Here is an 18601-nt window from a genome sequence, read left to right on the forward strand (position 1 = left end):
ATAAGCAGAACCACTCTGTATAGTTTGGGATTGCTTCGTACCTCGCAATGACGATTTTATAGAGTATGAGGACGAAAGAGTTAGATAAGCCCCAAAAGATAGCCAAGCCCCGTGTAAACGTGGTTACTTTAGGCTGTTCAAAAAATATTTACGATTCGGAGATATTGATGGGCCAGTTGAAGGGCAACCAGTTTGATGTGGTGCATGAGGCCGAGAAAGTAGGCAAAAATGATATTATAGTAATTAATACCTGCGGCTTTATTGATAATGCCAAGCAGGAATCAATAGATACTATTTTACAGTACAGTGAGCTTAAAGAACAAGGCAAAGTAGGCAAGGTAATTGTAACCGGTTGCCTGAGTGAGCGCTACAAACCCGAGCTTGAGGCCGAAATTACCAACGTTGATGCCTATTTTGGTACCAACGATCTGCAAAACCTGCTGGCTACTGTAGGGGCTAACTATAAGCATGAGCTGATTGGTGAGCGTTTATTAACCACACCATCACATTTTGCTTATTTTAAAATAGCCGAGGGCTGTAACCGCCCCTGCTCATTTTGCGCTATCCCGTTGATGCGTGGCAAGCACCTGAGTTCACCAATTGAACAATTGGTTGAAGATGCCAAAAAACTTGCTAAAAACGGCACAAAGGAACTGATCCTGATTGCACAGGATTTGACCTATTATGGTCTGGATCTGTACGGTAAACGTAACCTGGATGAACTGCTTCGCCGTTTATCTGATGTGAACGGTATTGAGTGGATCAGATTACAGTATGCTTATCCTTCAGGGTTCCCGATGGAGATCCTGGATGTGATGAACGAGCGTGAAAATATCTGCAAATACCTGGATATGCCATTACAGCATATTACTGACAACATGCTGAAATCAATGCGCCGTGGCATCACCAAGCAAAAAACTATTGATATTGTAAACGAGATCCGCGACCGCGTTCCGGGCATTGCCATGCGTACCACGCTGATCACCGGTTATCCGGGCGAAACCCAGCAGGATTTTGAAGAGATGGCACAATGGGTTGAAGATACCAAGTTTGACCGTCTGGGTTGTTTCACTTATTCGCACGAGGAAAAAACCCATGCCCATAGTTTGGTTGACGATGTGCCTGAAGAAGTAAAACAGGAACGTGCTGATGCCATTATGGAAATTCAGCAGGGAATATCTTTTGATAAAAACCAGGAAAAGATAGGCAATACTTATAAAGTGCTGATTGACAAAAAAGATGGCGGTTACTTTGTTGGCCGTACAGAGTTTGATTCGCCCGAGGTTGACAATGAGGTTTTAATTGATGCCAGCATTGATTATGCCACTGTTGGTAGCTTTGTTAACGTGAAGATAGACAGCGCCGAAGACTTTGATCTTTATGGACAAATTGTAAAATAATATTAATTTGCAGTCGGCTGTAAAGCGATTTGCGATTTATAATCTAATTTCGACATCAGCATTTAATTTTATTTGCTGATGTTTTGTTTTAGGGCAAAATCCGAAATCGAACATCCCAAACGGCGAAGCCTTCTTGAACACCTTAGAAAGCAAGTCAAAATTGAAAAATCCGAAATCAACAAAATGGACTCATCCTGTATAAGTTATAAAGACACCGGTTTCTTTTCAAACACTGTTGCCGATTACATCGATAACAAGCCCGAGTTGCAACCTTTTTATGGTCACCGTCCGGATATGGCTGGTTTTGCCGAATTTTTGAAAAATAAAAAGGTAGTTGCAGATAGAGAGGTGTTGGTTCGTGTTTTAACCAGACAATATGAATGCTTAGGTAAGGAGCCCGGTAAATTATGTACTTATTCAACCGCTCTTACTGCCCAAAACCTGGAGCTGTTAAAGCAGGATAATACTTATACCATTACCACAGGTCACCAGTTAAACATCTTTGCAGGGCCTTTATATTTCCTTTATAAAATTGCTACCGCCATTAAATTGGCTCAGCAACTCAAGACAGCTCATCCCGATAAAAACTTTGTTCCTGTTTACTGGATGGCCAGCGAAGATCATGATTTTGCTGAGATCAACTACACCAACATTGGCGGTAAAAAGGTGCATTGGTGGTACGAGGCTTCGGGCGCTACAGGTCGCATTGATCCGGTAAGTATTCGTCAGGCACTTAACCAATACAAAGGTGTTTTAGGTATGGAAGGTCACGCTACCGATCTTGCCGAAATAGTTGAAACTGCCTACACCAAATTTGATAAACTTGCCGATGCTACAAGGTACCTGGTGAACTCTCTTTTCGGCCAATACGGCCTCGTTATTATTGATGCCGATGACCATGAGTTTAAAAAAGAGTTCGCGCCAATTATTGAGCAGGATATCATCGGTCAGTATAGTTTTAAAAACATTAGCGAAACCAATCAAAAACTGCATGAACTTGGTGTGCATATCCAGGTTAATCCGAGGGAGATCAATTTCTTTTATTTGAAAGATCAGCTGCGCGAACGGATAGTTTTTGAGAATGACAGCTACAACGTCCTTAATACTGAAATTAAGTTTACCGAAGCTGAACTTAAAAAGGAGATAGCCGAACACCCCGAGCGCTTTAGCCCTAACGTGGTGATGCGTCCATTGTACCAGGAATGCATTTTACCTAACATAGCCTACATCGGTGGTGGTGCAGAGGTAGTTTATTGGATGGAACTGAAATCGAACTTTGATCATTATAAAATTGACTTCCCGATCCTGATCCTCCGTAACTCGGCATTGGTAATTAAAAAGGAACAGGCCGCCAAAATATCCCGCATGGATTTGGATGCTATTGCGTTGTTCAAACAAAGCGATGCGCTGCAAACCTACTGGATCAAAAAGCACAGCGACCATAACCTGAGCATTGCCGAAGAATGGCGCGAAATGGAAAGCCTGTTCGAGAAAATAAAGCTTCGCGCTTACAAGATCGATCCTACACTTTCTCCATCAGCCGCGGCTGTACAGGCCCGGTTGAAAAAAGCGATGGATAACCTGGAAAAGAAACTGATCCGTGCCGAAAAAAGAAATTATAGTGTACGCTTAGAGCAGCTAACCGCCGTTAAAGCCGAGCTGTTCCCGAAAGATAGCCTGCAGGAACGTTCTGAAAACTTTGGCCTTATGTATGTGAAATGGGGGCAAACTTTTATTGATGAACTGATTCGTCTGTTTGAGCCGCTTGATTTTAAGTTTACGGTGTTGACGGAGAAGTAAGAGACATCTCCATCACGTCATTGCGAGGCACGAAGCAATCGCGAACTGTACAGGGGGATTTGCAAAGTTACTCTGCAGGTAGGGGATTGCTTCGTGCCTCGCAATGACGAGTGGCAAAGCAACAAAACCCCGCTGCCGGAAAGAAAAATAGTAAACCGGTAACAGGGCTCGCACACAAAACACAAGGATTTTTAACCCGACTTAACACTTTAAACTCAAGACTTAAAACTTCCGGCTTTACTCTTCCCCCACCAGCTTAAACACCATACCATCCATATCCTCAGTGATCCTGATTTGGCAGGCCAACCGGCTGGCTGGAGGGGCATAGGGTAGGGTATCCAATACGTCGAGTTCAGTATCTGTAGCGGTAAAGTATGCTTCAGGTCCTTCAATAACCTGTACGTGGCAGGTGGCACAAAGCGCCATGCCACCGCAGGTAGCCAGGATATCATATTCAGATGCCTTTAGCACTTCCATCAGGCTCAGGTTTATGCCTTCCGGAATTTCGACTGGTCTGCTGCCGCCGTCGCGGTCAATTATGGTTAAATTTATCATGGCTAAAAGGCGCTAACACCGTAAACGGTGGTGTATTTAAAACTCAATTTTTGTTCGGGATAAACATATTTGAAAGCGCTTTGAGCCATCAGTGCTCCCTCGTGGAAACCACATAATATCAGTTTAAGCTTACCGGGATAAGTATTGATATCACCAATGGCATAAATGCGCTCGATATTGGTGCTATAATCAACTGTATTTACCGCTATGGCCGATTTATCGATATTCAATCCCCAGTCGGCAATAGGGCCAAGTTTAGGACTAAGACCGAATAATGGAATGAGATGGTCTGCTTCAATATGACTTACCTGTTGGTCACGATCAAGCAGGGTTATTTCTTGCAAGCGGTTATCACCGGTTAAGGCGACTACGTTAGATTTAAGGATCAAATCGATTTTTCCTTCCCTGGCCAGTTCAAACACTTTTTCAGCACTATCCGGCGCGCCGCGGAAAGTATCGCCGCGGTGAACAAGCGTAACACGCTCGGCCACATTACTTAGAAAAACGGCCCAGTCCAATGCAGAATCGCCGCCGCCGGCCAGTACAACTTTTTTATTGCGGAAATGTTCGGGGTTCTTCACCATATAGGCTACGCCCTTACCTTCAAAATCGGTAAGGCGGTCAATTTCCGGTTTGCGGGGTTCAAAGCAGCCGAGGCCACCGGCAATTACTACTACCTGGCAATGAACAACCGTTTGGTCATTAGTGATAATGTTGTAAGAACCATCCTCATTACGCTGCAGGTTTTCCACCCGTTCGCCCAAACTAAAAGTTGGGTTAAAAGGAGCTATTTGTACCATCAAATTATCTACCAGTTGCTGCGCAGTAACATCGGGGTAGCCGGGAATATCATAGATTGGCTTGTGCGGATAGATCTCAGAAAGCTGACCGCCAACCTGCGGCAATACATCAATAAGATGGCAGCGCATTTTGAGCAGTCCGGCTTCAAAAACAGCAAATAAACCAACAGGCCCCGCGCCTATAATACAGATATCGGTAGTAATGTGTTCCATGTATGATCGCCTTTTGTTCGGCACTCAAATTTGGAGCTAAAGCCGTTGGTAATCAAATGATATAAAGTAATATAAGATTACTTTAAGTTATAATTGGCGAGGCAAAAACGTTTAAAAAGTTCAATCAGTTTACTGTGTTTTCCATGTAATTGGATAAACTGGAACGTGCGGAAAATCTCCAATCCTTTAACATCAATAATGGTAAGCTCGTTGTATTTCAATTCGCTTACTACCGATTGAATGGATAGGAATGTAGCTGTTTCTGAGTATAAAAGGTATTGTTTTATGGCAATACTGCTCTCCAGCTGAATCTCGATGTTAAGGTCTTTGGGATTGATCTGCACGGCTGCCAAAGCATTGAATATAACGTCCAGCGTCCCTGAGCCGGCTTCCCTTAACACCAACGGAATGGAGGGTAGTTGTTTTGGCGTGATCTCGGCCTTTTTGGATAACTTATTGTTAGCACCGGTCACCAACACAATTTCGTCTTTAATAAAATCGGTATAGGATAATTGCGGCGAATGGGCTGCACCTTCCACAATGGCGATGTCGATTTTTTCGGCCAATACCAATTGCGAAATCTGGTCGGTATTGGCCTGGATAAAGTTGAAGGTAACTTTGGGGTATGTTTTTTTGAACATAGCCAGCAGCTTGGGCAAAATGGTTTGGGCCACTGTGGTACTTGCGCCTATGTGCAGGGTACCGGCCTCTAAATTATTAAGCTGCGCAAGTTCGGTTTCCAATTCCGTATAGGTTTGGAAGATTTTTTCAGCATACTTTTCCAGAATTTTACCGGCAGAGGTAAGAGCTATGTTATTGCCGTTACGCTTAAACAGTTGTACGCTTAGTTGCTGTTCAAGCTCTTTAATGTGTTTGGTAACGGCAGGCTGGGTTATAAACAACTCGGATGCTGCTTTGGTAAAGCTCAACCGCTGTGCAACCGTGTAAAAAACCTTCAGCCTGAAATCAAATATCATTGAGCCAATTTAGGAATAAATAGTTAAGATTTAATCTCCTTCAGAATCCGCAGATTTAATCACATAAAGTTACATCATATGCTGCAACTACTTTAATTGGTAGCTAATTGCGGATCAGCATTTTTGCGTTTTAATGCTAAGGCGGCAATAAGGGCTATTACCAAACCCACGGGTAGTATCTCAATATAAGTGAATAAAATAACCCCAAACGGGGTTTTATACATTTCAGCGTAACTCGCAAATTGTTGTTTGGTTTTAGCAATTTCGGCGGCGGTAGCGCCGTTTTCCCGGGCCTGCTTTAAAGTATAGTCAGTTAGCTTTTCCATAAAATTTGGAAAAAATGCGTAATACTCAATAAGCCAGGTCAGCACGTATATCGTCGATGCGATAAGCGCTATATAAAGTCCTATCTGAAACGCTTTTCCAAAACTGATCACCCCACCGTTATATTTATCGCGAAAATTTTTCACGGCTACGAATATCATGGAAAAGGCCAGGATCATAGAGCCATATCCCAGCCACATATTACCATGATAATCGGCACTAATATAACAAGCTGCAGTTGAGCAAACCATCACAATAGTAGTGATCAAACCTGCTATCGATCCAAAAACAAGTACGTTCTTTTTCATATTTTTTTGTTTTGATGGAACAAATTTGGGTTGTCTGAAACTTTTAGGGCTCATACTTTAGGGTGATTTTGCAAATACCTGCTAATTTTAATGCTAAAGTGTGATCATTATCAGGGAATGATGGACAATCGCTTACCCATTTCAATTGCCTGGGTGCGACGTTTTACTTCCATTTTTTCAAAAACCTTTGCCGAATGCGTTTTAATAGTATTTAGCGATACAAACAATCGCTCTGAAATTTCCTGGTTGCTTAGCCCCTGGGCCATCAATTGCAAAACATCCAGTTCGCGTTTGCTGAGGCCCAGCTTTTCTACTTCGGTCTGGTTAATGGTAAATTCGGGCCCGCTGTTTATGTAAACCTGCTTTTCTATTACTACGGTTTTAGGTTTGGTAAGCTTTAGCGCAAGCCAGATACCGAGTGCTGTAAAAAACAAAGCGATAGCACCTATGTAAACCTCATAAGCATTGTTAGCTATTACAAATTTTAATTCGAGCCATTTTAGCAAAAACAATAGCACAGCAAGGCTCAGCCCATATAATATAGTGTGTTTATTTTTTGCCAGCAGGTTTGAGGCCATATTATGATCAGCGATTTACTTTAAAATTAGGATATTTTACACAAAGCCCGAAAATCCCGAAAATAAAAAAAGCGGGATAGCATCCCGCTTTTAGCGTAGTTTAATAGGATTAGGGCAATCCCCTAATCCTGAAAATCATAGTGTTTATTGGCCTGCTTTCTTAACTGCATCTTTTTTAGCCTTCTTTTCGGCTTTCATCTCGGCATATGCCTTTTTTTGTTCGGGGGTAAATATTTTATCAAGCTTTTCGGCAGTCTGCTTTTTGATCTTCTGATCGGCCAGGTGACTTGTTTTTTTGTCTTGTTTTAATTTTTTCAAACTATCAATGCTTGTTGCCTGTGCCAGCAAAACCGCATTTACTTTTTTGGTTTGGTCGGCAGTAAGTTTCAGGTGCTTTTGCAGGTGTTCGGTTTTATTACCTGCTTTTTGAGCTGGGGTTTTTTCAACTTTTTGTTGTGCGCTTGCAGTAAAGCTTAGGCCGCCGGCAAGGGCCAGTATCATCAGTATTTTTTTCATGATTATATATTTTTTCAGATAATTAAAGCTATTGACAATATAGATGAGTTTTAGTTTAAATAGCTAAGCATTTAAGTTTGTTTTACAATTAAATTAAACCCGGGCGCTTTTTAATGGTCATACCATAGCATATAAGTTAAATCTTTTAATTAGTAACCCGGATGTTATTAAAAAGGCTGTTAAGTACCGGTGCGGCTTTGTTTTGTTGTTGTGTGCGTTCGCCGTATTTACTGCCTTTTTGCCGGGCTACCTGCAAACTCTAAAATTCCGTTATAAAAAAGCTGGTCTAACAACAGGGTAGGGTACCCCGCTTTACCGCGATGCAATAGCCGCTCCTGCCTCTAACACGCCTCTGTGCTCCATCGACAGGATATATTTTAACGTCATTATGATTTTGGGGGCATATTCTCAATGACATTTCTTTTAGGGAGTTACTGATTATTTCTCCGTCTCTTTAGCCTCCAGGGTATATTGAACAATTAATCCGGCTGTTTTAGCCGATGCCCCGGGTTGCCCCATACGCACATCGAGCTCGTCATAATTATTAAGCATACTTTGGCGGTAGTTTGCATCATTAACAATAAGGTTTAACTCTTCACCTATCTTGTTAGCTGTACAGTCTTCCTGTATCAATTCTTTCACCACCGCTTTATCCATGATCAGGTTTACCAGTGATATAAATTTGAGCTTTACCAGCATGCGGGCTATTGCAATGGTTAATTTTCCACCTTTGTAAACCACTACCTGCGGTACATTAAACAAGGCGGTTTCAAGCGTTGCAGTACCTGAAGCCACAATAGCTGCCTGGGCTTGGTTTAACAGGTCATAGGTGGCGTTAAATACAATAGGGACCTCTGCCGTATTTAAATAAGGTGCATAATACGCCGCCTGGAAAGCCGGGGCCCCGGCTATAACAAACTGGTAGTCAGGAAAACTGATCGAAGCTTTGATCATATCCGGCAGTAAGCGGCTGATCTCCTGCTTGCGGCTGCCGGGCAGCAAGGCGATAATTTTCTTGCCGGTAAGGTTATTTTTTTGAAGAAAATCCGAATCTGCTTTAAATGCCGAAACAGCGTCGAGCAATGGATTGCCCACGTAATCCACTTGCATTCCCCATTCTTTGTAAAACGCCACCTCGAAAGGCAGGATGCAAAACAAGTGATCAACAATACGTTTGATCTTGAGCACACGTTTCTGGTTCCAGGCCCAAACTTTTGGCGAAATATAGTAACAAACCAAAAATCCCTGTGCTTTTGCGTACTCGGCTATTTTTAAGTTGAAGCCGGGAAAATCTATCAGGATCAAAACATCCGGTTGATAGGCCGAGATATCCTGCTTGCAGGCCTTCATGTTTTTAAGGATAGTTTGCAGGTTGGCAACTACTTCAACAAAGCCCATAAAAGCCATATCGGCATAATGTTTTACCAATGTGCCGCCTTCGGCCTGCATCAGGTCGCCGCCAAAAAAGCGAAATTCGGCCTGGTGGTCAAGCGCTTTCAGGGCTTTGATTAAATTAGCTCCGTGCAAATCGCCCGAGGCCTCGCCGGCTACCAGGTAATATTTCATTATAAGGATTGCAGTTTAAAAATGAATATGGCCAGCATAAACAAAATTGAGATCATGGCAATGCCGTTCCCTGTTTTATCGGCCCCTTTGCCGTAAAAGTAACGAATGATAAACAGGTTGATGGCAAATGCTACAAAATAAGGGATACCGGGTTTATGCATGAAAACAAACTGGTTTTTAAGCAGAAATCCAAAAACAAACAAGCTAACGCCGGGCAGTACTGCACCGATGAGCAAGCCTGCGGATATGTCGTTTTTGTTTAGCATAATTTAGATGTTGAATTTCCAGTTGTTTAAATACGGTATAACGTGGTGGGCAGTCATGTCAAACTGCACGGGTACAACTGAAGCATAACCCTGGTCTAAAGCCCAAACATCAGTATCCTCGCCGCCGTCGTTTAGCTGAAAAACACCGGTAAGCCAGTAATAAGGCCTTTTATGCGGATCAACACGCTCATCAAATTCTTCGGCCCATTTAGCGGCTGCCTGCCTGCAAATTTTAATGCCCTTGATATGTTTTGTATTTGGGAAATTTACGTTTAATAAACTGGCTTGTGGTAAGCCGTTGGCTAAAACCTGCAGGGCAAGTTCTTTTACAAATTTAATGCAAGGCTCAAAATCGGCCTGCAAAGTATAGTCATCTAAAGAAAACCCAATAGATGGAATACCTTCGATAGCTCCTTCCACAGCTGCCGACATGGTGCCTGAATACAATACGTTGATGGAGTTGTTCAGGCCATGGTTAATGCCCGAAACGCAAAGATCGGGCTTTTGGCCTTTAAAGATCTTGTTAACCGCAAGCTTTACACAGTCAACTGGTGTTCCCGAGCAGCGGTACATCTCAATGCCTTCGTAAATATCAACCTGGTCAAGTCGTAAAGGTTTGCCGATGGTAATGGCATGCCCCATGCCCGATTGCGGACTATCAGGAGCTACTACTACTACACGGCCAATTTCGGTCATGGCGTCCATCAGGGCTTTAATACCCGGGGCGGTAATGCCATCGTCATTTACAACAAGTATGGTTGGTTTGGTAACTTTCATCAGGCAAAGTTAACAAACTGTTATCATGTAGCGGGGAATAATAGTTTTTGATATGGCCATCAATTATTGCGGACAAGCCATAGCTCCGCAAGGCTGAATTTGTGGCTATCCATTTATCAAAATTGCCTGCGGTAGCATGGAAGGAGAGATGTTGAAGGGTAAACTTATGGTTTGCTTACTGTTCTATCTTCTTAAGGGTAATATCAAAAATCACTATTGAATTGGGCGGCACCTGGTTGGTGCCATATACGCCATATGCCAGCCGGGAAGGTACGATAAGCATGATCTCTCCGCCGGCGGCAATCATGGGTATGCCTATTTGCCAGCCTGTTAATAGCACATTTAGCTTGTTGCTGTAATCAGTTTGCCCATTTACACTTACACCGCTGAGCAATTGCGCCGAATAATCAATAGTAACTGTAGCATTGGGGCCGGCATGAGTACCTGTACCCGGAGCTATAACCTGATAATAAAGGCCTGAGGTATCTTTCGTAGCGCTGATTTCGGGGTGCGCCGCAAGGTAGATTTTTATATTGCCGTCTTCGTTCAAAACATTTTGCTGCGGATCGGCCGATTTATCTTTAAAACAGGCAGATAAGATCAACAATGGCGCGAATAGCAACAACAGCGTTTTCCTCATTTCAGGTTAATGGTTTTGGTAAAATCAGCTAAAACTAAGCAGATCAATTGTAAATACCAAAACCGAATTTTTAGGAATTGAACCTGCCGCGGTATTGCCGTAACCTTCTCTTGATGGGATCACTAAAATAATACGGCCGCCGGTTTTAACATAGGGCAAACCCGATTGCCAGCCTGGAATAAGTCCTTGCAGGCTTTGATTAATAGTACCAGAATCAAATGTAGTTCCATTTAATAGCTTACCAGTGTAAGTTACTTTAACTGTTGATGTTGCGGTTGGCTTTGCACCTGTACCCTGCGTTTCTATTTTGTAATAAACACCAGAGCCATCGGCAGTAGCGTGAAAAGCGGTATCTGTACCAATATAGGCTTTAATGGCGGTGTCATCTGCCGCTGCTTGTTTTGCAGCATCGAATTTGTCTTTTGAGCATGAGGCGAGGATCACCAGGGGGGCGAATACGAATAATAAGAATTTCTTCATTTAGTTAATAGTTCTGTTTGCGTTAATTTGACGGACAAAAGCTACAGAACGCTACAACCTCCAAGTTATTTTGGGCGTTTTACTTAAATTCTGTTAAATCGACAGTGAAAACCAATACCGAATTTTCGGGGATCCGGCCTACTCCATTTGCGCCATAGGCCAAACCCGATGGTACAATGAGCAGTATAGTGCCGCCTTCTTTTACCAATGGGATCCCTATCTGCCAGCCTTTGATCAAACGATCTAACGAGCTCGAAAAACCGCTGGCCTTATCAACTACCATGTCATTCAATAATGCCGCCGTATAGTTTACGGTAACCATCGAATTTTCATTGGGGTGCTGGCCTTTACCTTCGGCCAAAACCTGGAAATAAATCCCGGACGAATGCTTTTGTACTTTGATCTGCGGATTAGCCTTCAGGTAAACACGAATCAGGGAATCATCTGTTTTAGCTTGTTTTTCCTGGTTTACTTTCACCGAGTTATCACATGACATCATCAGCGTAATAATAACTGCACTTAGCAATAAAAGATATTTTTTCATGATGGGTATCCAAATAAAAGCCCCCTTTGCAATAAAGGAGGCTTAGTTTTATGTTTTGGGTTAATTAAACCGTTGTTTTAATTTTTAACTCGGTCATTTGTGCTTCGGCAATGGTTGATGGCGAATCGATCATTACATCGCGGCCCGAATTATTTTTAGGGAAGGCGATCACATCGCGAATAGAATCTAAGCCTGCGAATATTGATGCCAGGCGGTCGAAGCCGAAAGCGATACCACCATGCGGAGGTGCACCATACTCAAAGGCATCCATCAGGAAACCGAATTGTTTTTGTGCTTCTTCCGGCGAAAAGCCAAGGTGCTTGAACATCAGCGATTGCAAGCCACGGTCATGGATCCGGATAGAACCACCACCAATTTCGGTACCGTTGATCACTAAGTCATAAGCATTGGCGCGTACAACTCCCGGTTCGGTATCCAGCAGGGAAATATCCTCTGGTTTTGGCGATGTGAACGGATGGTGCATGGCATGGTAACGGCCGCTTTCTTCATCCCACTCCAACAGCGGGAAGTCAACCACCCACAGTGGTGCAAATGTATTTTTATCGCGCAGGCCTAAACGGGTTCCCATTTCCAGGCGTAACTCGTTCAGTTGTTTGCGTACTTTATCAGCACCGCCAGCAAGTATTAGCATTAAGTCGCCTTTTTCAGCGCTAAATGCAGCTGCCCAATTGGTCAGTTCATCTTCATTATAGAATTTATCTACCGATGATTTCAGGGTGCCATCTTCGTTGTAGCGGCAGTATATCATGCCGGTTACGCCAATTTGCGGGCGTTTTAACCATTCGGTGAGTTCATCAACCTGTTTACGGGTATAACTTGCACAGCCTTTGGCGTTGATGCCAACAACCAGTTCTGCATTATCAAAAATGCTGAACCCTTTACCTTTAACAACATCATTCAGTTCAACAAACTCCATCCCAAAACGCAGGTCGGGTTTGTCTGATCCGTATAAACGCATCGCATCTGAATACAGCATGCGTGGCAGCTCAACCAGGTCAATGCCTTTTACGGTTTTGAACAGGTGGCGGGTAAGGCCCTCAAAAATATTAAGGATATCTTCTTGGCTTACAAATGATAGCTCACAGTCAATCTGGGTAAACTCAGGCTGGCGGTCGGCACGCAAATCCTCATCCCTGAAACATTTTACAATCTGGAAATAACGGTCGAAACCACTCACCATCAGTAATTGTTTAAAAGTTTGGGGCGATTGCGGCAGCGCATAAAACTCGCCTGCATTCATGCGGCTTGGCACCACAAAGTCACGTGCACCTTCCGGTGTCGATTTGATCAATACCGGGGTTTCCACCTCAATAAAATCAAGCTTATCTAAATATTTACGCACTTCCTGCGCCATTTTGTGGCGAAGTACCAGGTTGTTACGGATAGGGTTACGACGCAGGTCGAGGTAACGGTATTTAGCACGGAGTTCTTCACCGCCATCAGTTTCATCCTCGATCAGGAACGGAGGGAGTTTAGCAGCGTTAAGCACTTCGATATCAGTAACAGCAATTTCAATTTCGCCGGTTGGGATCTTGGTGTTTTTGCTGGCACGCTCAATTACGTTACCGGTAACCATGATCACAAACTCGCGACCAAGTTCACGGCTTTTTTCGCGCAGCGTAGCATCTGTATCTGTGTTAAATATCAATTGGGTTAAACCATAACGGTCGCGTACGTCGATAAAAGTGGTACCGCCCAAATCGCGCGATTTTTGTACCCAACCGCATAATGTAACGGTTTGGCCTAAATGGCTGATATTTAATTCGCCGCAGGTATGAGTTCTAAGCATAGCTATATTTTATAAAAGTCTGCAAAAGTAGGTTTTTGAATTCGGATTTCGGATTTTCGATTTCGAATTTAGTAACACTTTAATTTAAAAGCCAATAAAGACTTTAAAAACATATTTTAACAACGATAGATTAGGAGATTTTTAAAGTTAATATAACCCTGCAAAGATACCAGGATACAACGGCGAACATGGAACTAATTATCTCGATAACTTTGAGCATTATTAAATTCCCCCGCATTTTGGTATTAAATTATCAAAAAATAAGCAGGATACTTCATAATTCCGAAATCCGATATCCGAAATTCCAAATCAAAACCTATCTTTGCCCTCAATACAATTCTCAAGGGGTGCCTTGCTTTGGTTGCAAAACAAACTGCAGGTTGTTTTACCAAACTGAAAGACGGGCTGAGATCATACCCAGGGAGTGAGTTGTAAGTTCAAAGTCTTAAGTTTTAAGTCTCAAGTTCGAAGTCAATCACGATTTTCAACTAACGACTTCCGACTAAGGATTTCTGACTGAAGACTTCCCCCCACACCTGATCCGGATAATGCCGGCGTAGGGATAAAGGTAAATAAGTTAAGTGTACTGCTGCTTTACCCTGGCGTGCAGATGGTTTAACTCAATTTTTTGTTTTATACATTTTGAAAAATTTATTTGTGGCCATTATGGCCCTGCTGCTGCCTGTTATGGCATCGGCCCAAATCTCCATTTGGGGAAAAGTAACCAACCAAACCGGCGAAGGATTGCCTGGCGCAACTGTTTCTATTCTTGATCCGCAACAAAGCGCAGTTACTAATGCTGCGGGCAAATTTCGTTTTAATAATTTAAAAGGTGGCAATTACACCATAAAGATCAGCTACATAGGTTATAAACCTGTAACTGTAACCAAAGCCATTAATGCCGATGAAATTTTTGACTTTCAATTAGCCCCGGGCACATTAACTACCGACGAGGTAACCGTAAGTGCTACCCGTGCAGGTAAAAACGCGCCAACTGCGTTTACCAACCTTAGCAAAAAGGACCTCGAAAAAAACAATTTCGGGCAGGACCTGCCTTATCTGCTTAACCAAACGCCCTCGGTTGTGGTTAGTTCTGATGCCGGTACAGGCATTGGCTATACAGGCATCCGCATTCGAGGGTCGGATGCGTCAAGGATCAATGTAACCGTTAATGGTATTCCATTGAATGATGCCGAAAGCCAGGGTGCTTTCTTTGTCGATCTTCCGGATTTTGCATCATCTATCAATAACCTGCAAATTCAGCGAGGCGTGGGTACTTCAACCAACGGCGCGGGCGCTTTTGGTGGCAGTATTAATGTGCAAACAGCAACCCGCAGGGATACAGCGTATGCACAGCTTGATAACTCGGCTGGTTCATACGGTTCGTTAAAAAATACGGTAAGTGTTGGTACAGGGCTGCTTGGCGGCAGGTTCAGTATCGACGGCAGATTATCGCGCATCCGGTCTGACGGATATATTGCCCGCGCCTCAGCCCGATTGAAGTCATTTTTCGTGAGCGGTGCCTATTATGGTGACAACAGCACCTTAAGGCTTAATGTATTTTCGGGCCATGAACGTACTTATCAGGCCTGGAACGGTGTAGCCGATTATGTGATAGGTGATGATACCCGCCCGGACAACCGTACTTATAATGAACTGGGTTTTATGGGAAACAACGCGTTTTATAAAGACGAAGTTGATGATTACCTGCAAAACCATTATCAGTTGCTGTATGACAAAAAGTTTTCGGACAAGCTATCATTCAGCGGTGCCTTACACTACACCCATGGCGAAGGCTATTATGAGGAATATAAAAAAGATGATGATGTAAGCAATTATGGTTTATCGCCGGTTATTTACGGCACTGATACCATCAAAACAACTAACCTTGTGCGCCGTCAATGGCTCAATAACGATTTTTATGGTGTTACTTATGCCTTAAAATATCAACCTACAACAAAACTGAACTTTAACCTTGGCGGTGCTTATAACGAGTATAAGGGAGCACACTATGGAAATATCATTTCTGCCGAAGAAAGCATAGGCGTTGGCCCTAATTATCAGTACTATCGTGATGATGCCAAAAAGAAGGATTTCAATATTTTTGGCCGCGCCGAATGGCATGTAGACAAATTCTTGCTGTATGCCGATATGCAGTACCGCCATATTAATTATTCATTTTATGGCATTGATAAAAACCTTAATAATGCCCAGCAGTCGGCGCAGTTAAATTTCTTCAACCCTAAAGCAGGCGCCACCTACCAGTTTAATGAGCACAGCAATGTATATGCTTCGTTTGCGGTGGGCAACCACGAGCCTAACCGTGATGACTATGTGGACTCGCCTCCGCAAAACCGCCCGAAACCTGAAAACCTGAAGGATTTTGAGGCCGGTTACCGTTTTAACTCATCTGTTTTTAGCGGGGAATTGAATGCCTTTTATATGTTGTATAAAAACCAGCTGGTATTAACCGGTTCGCTGAATGATGTTGGCAGTCCGGTGCGTACCAATGTAAAGGATAGTTACCGGGCAGGGTTGGAGTTTAGCGGAAAAGTAAAAATTACCAACCAGTTAAACTGGGGAGTTACAGCAACCCTAAGCACTAACAAGATCAAAAACTACCATCAGTTTTTCTCTAATTACGATGATGGCTCGCTGGTTGAGGAAACATTTGCCAAAACCGACATAGCCTATTCTCCATCGCTCACCGGTTCAAGTGTGATTAGCTATAGCCCGATAAAAGGCGGCGAAATTGCATTTATCAGCAAATTTGTAGGCAAGCAGTATTTGGATAATACCATGAACCGCAATCCCGAAGGCTTTGGTATTGCCCCTGACAATGCGGCCAATCCATACGCAGCCAACCGCCTGCTGAACAGCTTTTTTGTGAACGACATCAGGTTGCGGTATAATTTCAGCATCCGTTCGGTTAAAAACATTGGGATAGGCCTGCAGGTTAATAATATCTTCAGTGAGAAGTATGAAAACAACGGCGCTACCTATCCGGATATTGAGGGCGGACATGTAATCAATTATAACTATTATTTCCCACAAGCTCCGCGAAACTTTATGGCTTCGTTGAGTTTAGGATTTTAAATGAGCACTGATCTTATACTGACACTAATTTTACGAATTAAGGATTAAGATATGAATCATTGGCTTCAGCTATTCGTTGAACAAATAAAGGAAACTACCTGGCTGCAATGGCTTGCTGTTGCGCTGGGCGTTACTGAAGTATTACTGGCCCGTGTTAATAACATATGGCTGTACCCGGCAGGCATACTGGGTACAGCCATATCCATATACCTGCTGATGGATGTACACCTGTATGCCGAATCGGTTTTGAACGGGTACTATGTGGTTATGAGCGTTTACGGCTGGATCTATTGGGTAAAAAAACGCAACGAACCCCCTGTAAAAATCACATATTCCACCAAAAATGAATGGATAATAAGTTTGGCGATAAGTATTGTGGGCTGGGTGGTATTTTATTACATGATCAAAAACCTGCCTGCTAAATATTTTACTCCATCCAATGTACCAGGCTGGGATGCGTTGGTATCCTCCACCGCTTGGGCGGGTATGTGGCTGCTGGCCCGCCGCAAAATGGAAAACTGGATCTTTTTGAATATTTCTAACTTCTTTGCCGTGCCATTACTGTTTTACAAAAAACTGCCCATGTTTGGCATGCTTACCATCTTCCTGTTCATTGTGGCCATATGGGGTTATTTTGAGTGGAGGAGAAAGCTGAAAGCAACAAGCAAGGGATATTAAGCCAAAGGTAGAAAGCTTTCAGCCTTTTGCTTTCGGCTTTAAGCTAAAAATAAATTTGTAACATATTTTCATAATGGATACTTATTGTATGTTAAGCAAACAATAACATAATTAAGGTGAGTACCAAAGAGAGTCATTTCATGCAACTGATCAACCAGAACAAAGGGATCCTGTTCAAGATCTGTCGCATTTATATGGATGACCCGGCAGATCGCGATGATCTGCTGCAGGAAATGACGCTTCAGCTTTGGCGGGGCTTTGACTCTTTTAAAGGCGAAAGCAAGTTTAGCTCGTGGATGTACCGGGTGGCACTTAATACGGCCATCGTTTTTTTTAAAAAGCAAAAACGCCGGCCCGATAGTGAGCAAATGCCCGCAGGTTTTGAACATCCCGAAGAACAAAGCAACGCCGGCGAAAAGGAAGAGCAACTTGCCATGTTTTACCGAGCAGTACAGCAGCTCGGTAAGGTTGAAAAGGCACTGATTTTTTTGTATATGGAAAATCAATCCTCCGAAGAGATTGCCGCTAGTTTGGGGATCACACCAATAAATGTACGTGTAAGGCTTAACCGTGTTAAAACAAAATTGAAAGACATAGTTAATACTTTAAGTTATGAACATTGACGATTTAAAAGATGCCTGGCACGATGATGAGCCGCAAGGCATGCACCTCCCTGCCGATACGCAAACATTAGGTAAAACAAACTCGGTGATTGATAAAGTACGCTCCAATATGAAATCGGAATTTATTGCCACTGTAATGGCATACCCCATCCTCATTTGGTATTTAATGAGCCATCACCGGTCATCTTTTTTCTTTAACCTGGCAATCATCATATTCTTCACCATTTTTATTTTGAACACATATTTTTATGCCCGCTTTTATGTGTTTTACAAATCGATAGCTAAATATGATTTTAACATAAGGGAAAGTATCCGCAAAATAACATACGAGCTCGAACTCAATACTGAGATCTACAAAACCTATAACTTTTGCGTAACCCCCTTAGCCATATTGCTTATTGTAGCGTTGTTTTGCAGTCAATCTGTTTCAAAATATATTTTGCAGGTACTTACGTCCGATGCGTTCTTATCTGCAGGAGGTATGCTGTGGTTTGTACTTACCGCTATTGTTACTGTGGTAATAACTTATGCTATCCATGTTTATTACATTAAATCACTTTATGGCAAACATATAGTGGAACTTAAACAAATAATTGACGACCTCGGCAGCGAGCCATAAATTGCTTCCCGGTTGTTTTGATCAACAAAAA

At 42.8% G+C, this 18601-nt stretch carries 19 protein-coding genes and 1 riboswitch; of the genes, 6 read left to right on the top strand and 13 right to left on the bottom strand.

The genetic code is table 11. The features are described from left to right. Nucleotides 1-65 precede the first annotated feature (65 nt). The gene (rimO, locus tag MTO98_RS02635) at nucleotides 66-1400 is read left to right on the top strand and encodes a 30S ribosomal protein S12 methylthiotransferase RimO (RefSeq protein WP_091208719.1); all 1335 of its coding nucleotides are present in this window, start codon (nucleotides 66-68) and stop codon (nucleotides 1398-1400) included. 183 nt (nucleotides 1401-1583) lie between these two features. After that, nucleotides 1584-3200, top strand: a complete 1617-nt coding sequence (gene bshC, locus MTO98_RS02640; RefSeq protein ID WP_243485084.1) for a bacillithiol biosynthesis cysteine-adding enzyme BshC — start codon at nucleotides 1584-1586, stop codon at nucleotides 3198-3200. A gap of 237 nt (nucleotides 3201-3437) precedes the next feature. Here the strand turns inward: bshC and MTO98_RS02645 are convergent, their stop codons facing one another. The 13 genes from MTO98_RS02645 to aspS all read right to left on the bottom strand — a co-directional run bounded on the left by MTO98_RS02645 (nucleotide 3438) and on the right by aspS (nucleotide 13554). After that, nucleotides 3438-3755: a 2Fe-2S iron-sulfur cluster-binding protein gene (locus MTO98_RS02645; protein WP_243485085.1), complete on the bottom strand. Its 318-nt coding sequence runs from the start codon at nucleotides 3753-3755 to the stop codon at nucleotides 3438-3440. Nucleotides 3756-3757: 2 nt separating this feature from the next. Further along, nucleotides 3758-4768, bottom strand: coding sequence for an NAD(P)/FAD-dependent oxidoreductase (locus MTO98_RS02650; RefSeq protein WP_243485086.1), 1011 nt, complete (start codon nucleotides 4766-4768; stop codon nucleotides 3758-3760). Between the two features lie 77 nt (nucleotides 4769-4845). After that, nucleotides 4846-5745, bottom strand: coding sequence for a LysR substrate-binding domain-containing protein (locus MTO98_RS02655; protein ID WP_243485087.1), 900 nt, complete (start codon nucleotides 5743-5745; stop codon nucleotides 4846-4848). Between the two features lie 92 nt (nucleotides 5746-5837). Further along, nucleotides 5838-6377 (bottom strand): DUF4199 domain-containing protein, encoded by a 540-nt coding sequence (locus MTO98_RS02660; RefSeq protein ID WP_243485088.1) that lies wholly within the window; start codon nucleotides 6375-6377, stop codon nucleotides 5838-5840. 110 nt (nucleotides 6378-6487) lie between these two features. Then, a complete protein-coding gene (locus MTO98_RS02665; RefSeq protein WP_243485089.1) occupies nucleotides 6488-6955 on the bottom strand; it encodes a response regulator transcription factor in 468 nt (155 codons plus the stop codon). A 144-nt stretch (nucleotides 6956-7099) separates the two neighbouring features. Beyond that, nucleotides 7100-7471, bottom strand: coding sequence for a hypothetical protein (locus MTO98_RS02670; protein ID WP_243485090.1), 372 nt, complete (start codon nucleotides 7469-7471; stop codon nucleotides 7100-7102). Nucleotides 7472-7909: 438 nt separating this feature from the next. Further along, the gene (gene lpxB, locus MTO98_RS02675; protein ID WP_243485091.1) at nucleotides 7910-9037 is read right to left on the bottom strand and encodes a lipid-A-disaccharide synthase; all 1128 of its coding nucleotides are present in this window, start codon (nucleotides 9035-9037) and stop codon (nucleotides 7910-7912) included. Beyond that, the gene (locus MTO98_RS02680) at nucleotides 9037-9303 is read right to left on the bottom strand and encodes a hypothetical protein (RefSeq protein WP_243485092.1); all 267 of its coding nucleotides are present in this window, start codon (nucleotides 9301-9303) and stop codon (nucleotides 9037-9039) included. Before MTO98_RS02680 ends, lpxB begins: the two co-directional genes overlap by 1 nt. Nucleotides 9304-9306: 3 nt before the next feature. Further along, complete coding sequence (gene surE, locus MTO98_RS02685; protein WP_243485093.1) at nucleotides 9307-10080, bottom strand: 5'/3'-nucleotidase SurE; 774 nt, start codon at nucleotides 10078-10080, stop codon at nucleotides 9307-9309. A 175-nt stretch (nucleotides 10081-10255) separates the two neighbouring features. Continuing rightward, nucleotides 10256-10720, bottom strand: coding sequence for an FKBP-type peptidyl-prolyl cis-trans isomerase (locus MTO98_RS02690; RefSeq protein WP_243485094.1), 465 nt, complete (start codon nucleotides 10718-10720; stop codon nucleotides 10256-10258). Between the two features lie 24 nt (nucleotides 10721-10744). Next, nucleotides 10745-11200, bottom strand: a complete 456-nt coding sequence (locus MTO98_RS02695; protein ID WP_243485095.1) for an FKBP-type peptidyl-prolyl cis-trans isomerase — start codon at nucleotides 11198-11200, stop codon at nucleotides 10745-10747. A gap of 79 nt (nucleotides 11201-11279) precedes the next feature. Beyond that, complete coding sequence (locus MTO98_RS02700) at nucleotides 11280-11744, bottom strand: FKBP-type peptidyl-prolyl cis-trans isomerase (RefSeq protein ID WP_243485096.1); 465 nt, start codon at nucleotides 11742-11744, stop codon at nucleotides 11280-11282. Nucleotides 11745-11808: 64 nt separating this feature from the next. Beyond that, on the bottom strand, nucleotides 11809-13554 hold the full coding sequence (aspS, locus tag MTO98_RS02705) for an aspartate--tRNA ligase (protein ID WP_243485097.1): 1746 nt from the start codon (nucleotides 13552-13554) through the stop codon (nucleotides 11809-11811). A 333-nt stretch (nucleotides 13555-13887) separates the two neighbouring features. Continuing rightward, a riboswitch (TPP riboswitch) is annotated at nucleotides 13888-14134 on the top strand. Between the two features lie 62 nt (nucleotides 14135-14196). On the opposite strand from aspS, the gene MTO98_RS02710 reads away from it, so the two are divergent. From MTO98_RS02710 to MTO98_RS02725, 4 genes are all read left to right on the top strand, one after another. After that, nucleotides 14197-16650, top strand: coding sequence for a TonB-dependent receptor (locus MTO98_RS02710; RefSeq protein WP_371825400.1), 2454 nt, complete (start codon nucleotides 14197-14199; stop codon nucleotides 16648-16650). A 51-nt stretch (nucleotides 16651-16701) separates the two neighbouring features. Then, nucleotides 16702-17328 (top strand): nicotinamide riboside transporter PnuC, encoded by a 627-nt coding sequence (pnuC, locus tag MTO98_RS02715; protein WP_243485098.1) that lies wholly within the window; start codon nucleotides 16702-16704, stop codon nucleotides 17326-17328. 116 nt (nucleotides 17329-17444) lie between these two features. Then, entirely contained in the window at nucleotides 17445-17951 is a 507-nt protein-coding gene (locus tag MTO98_RS02720; RefSeq protein WP_243485099.1) for an RNA polymerase sigma factor, read from the top strand. Continuing rightward, a complete protein-coding gene (locus MTO98_RS02725; RefSeq protein ID WP_243485100.1) occupies nucleotides 17941-18570 on the top strand; it encodes a hypothetical protein in 630 nt (209 codons plus the stop codon). Before MTO98_RS02720 ends, MTO98_RS02725 begins: the two co-directional genes overlap by 11 nt. Nucleotides 18571-18601 lie beyond the last annotated feature (31 nt).

The organism is Mucilaginibacter sp. SMC90, assembly GCF_022811725.1.
Lineage (GTDB): Bacteria > Bacteroidota > Bacteroidia > Sphingobacteriales > Sphingobacteriaceae > Mucilaginibacter.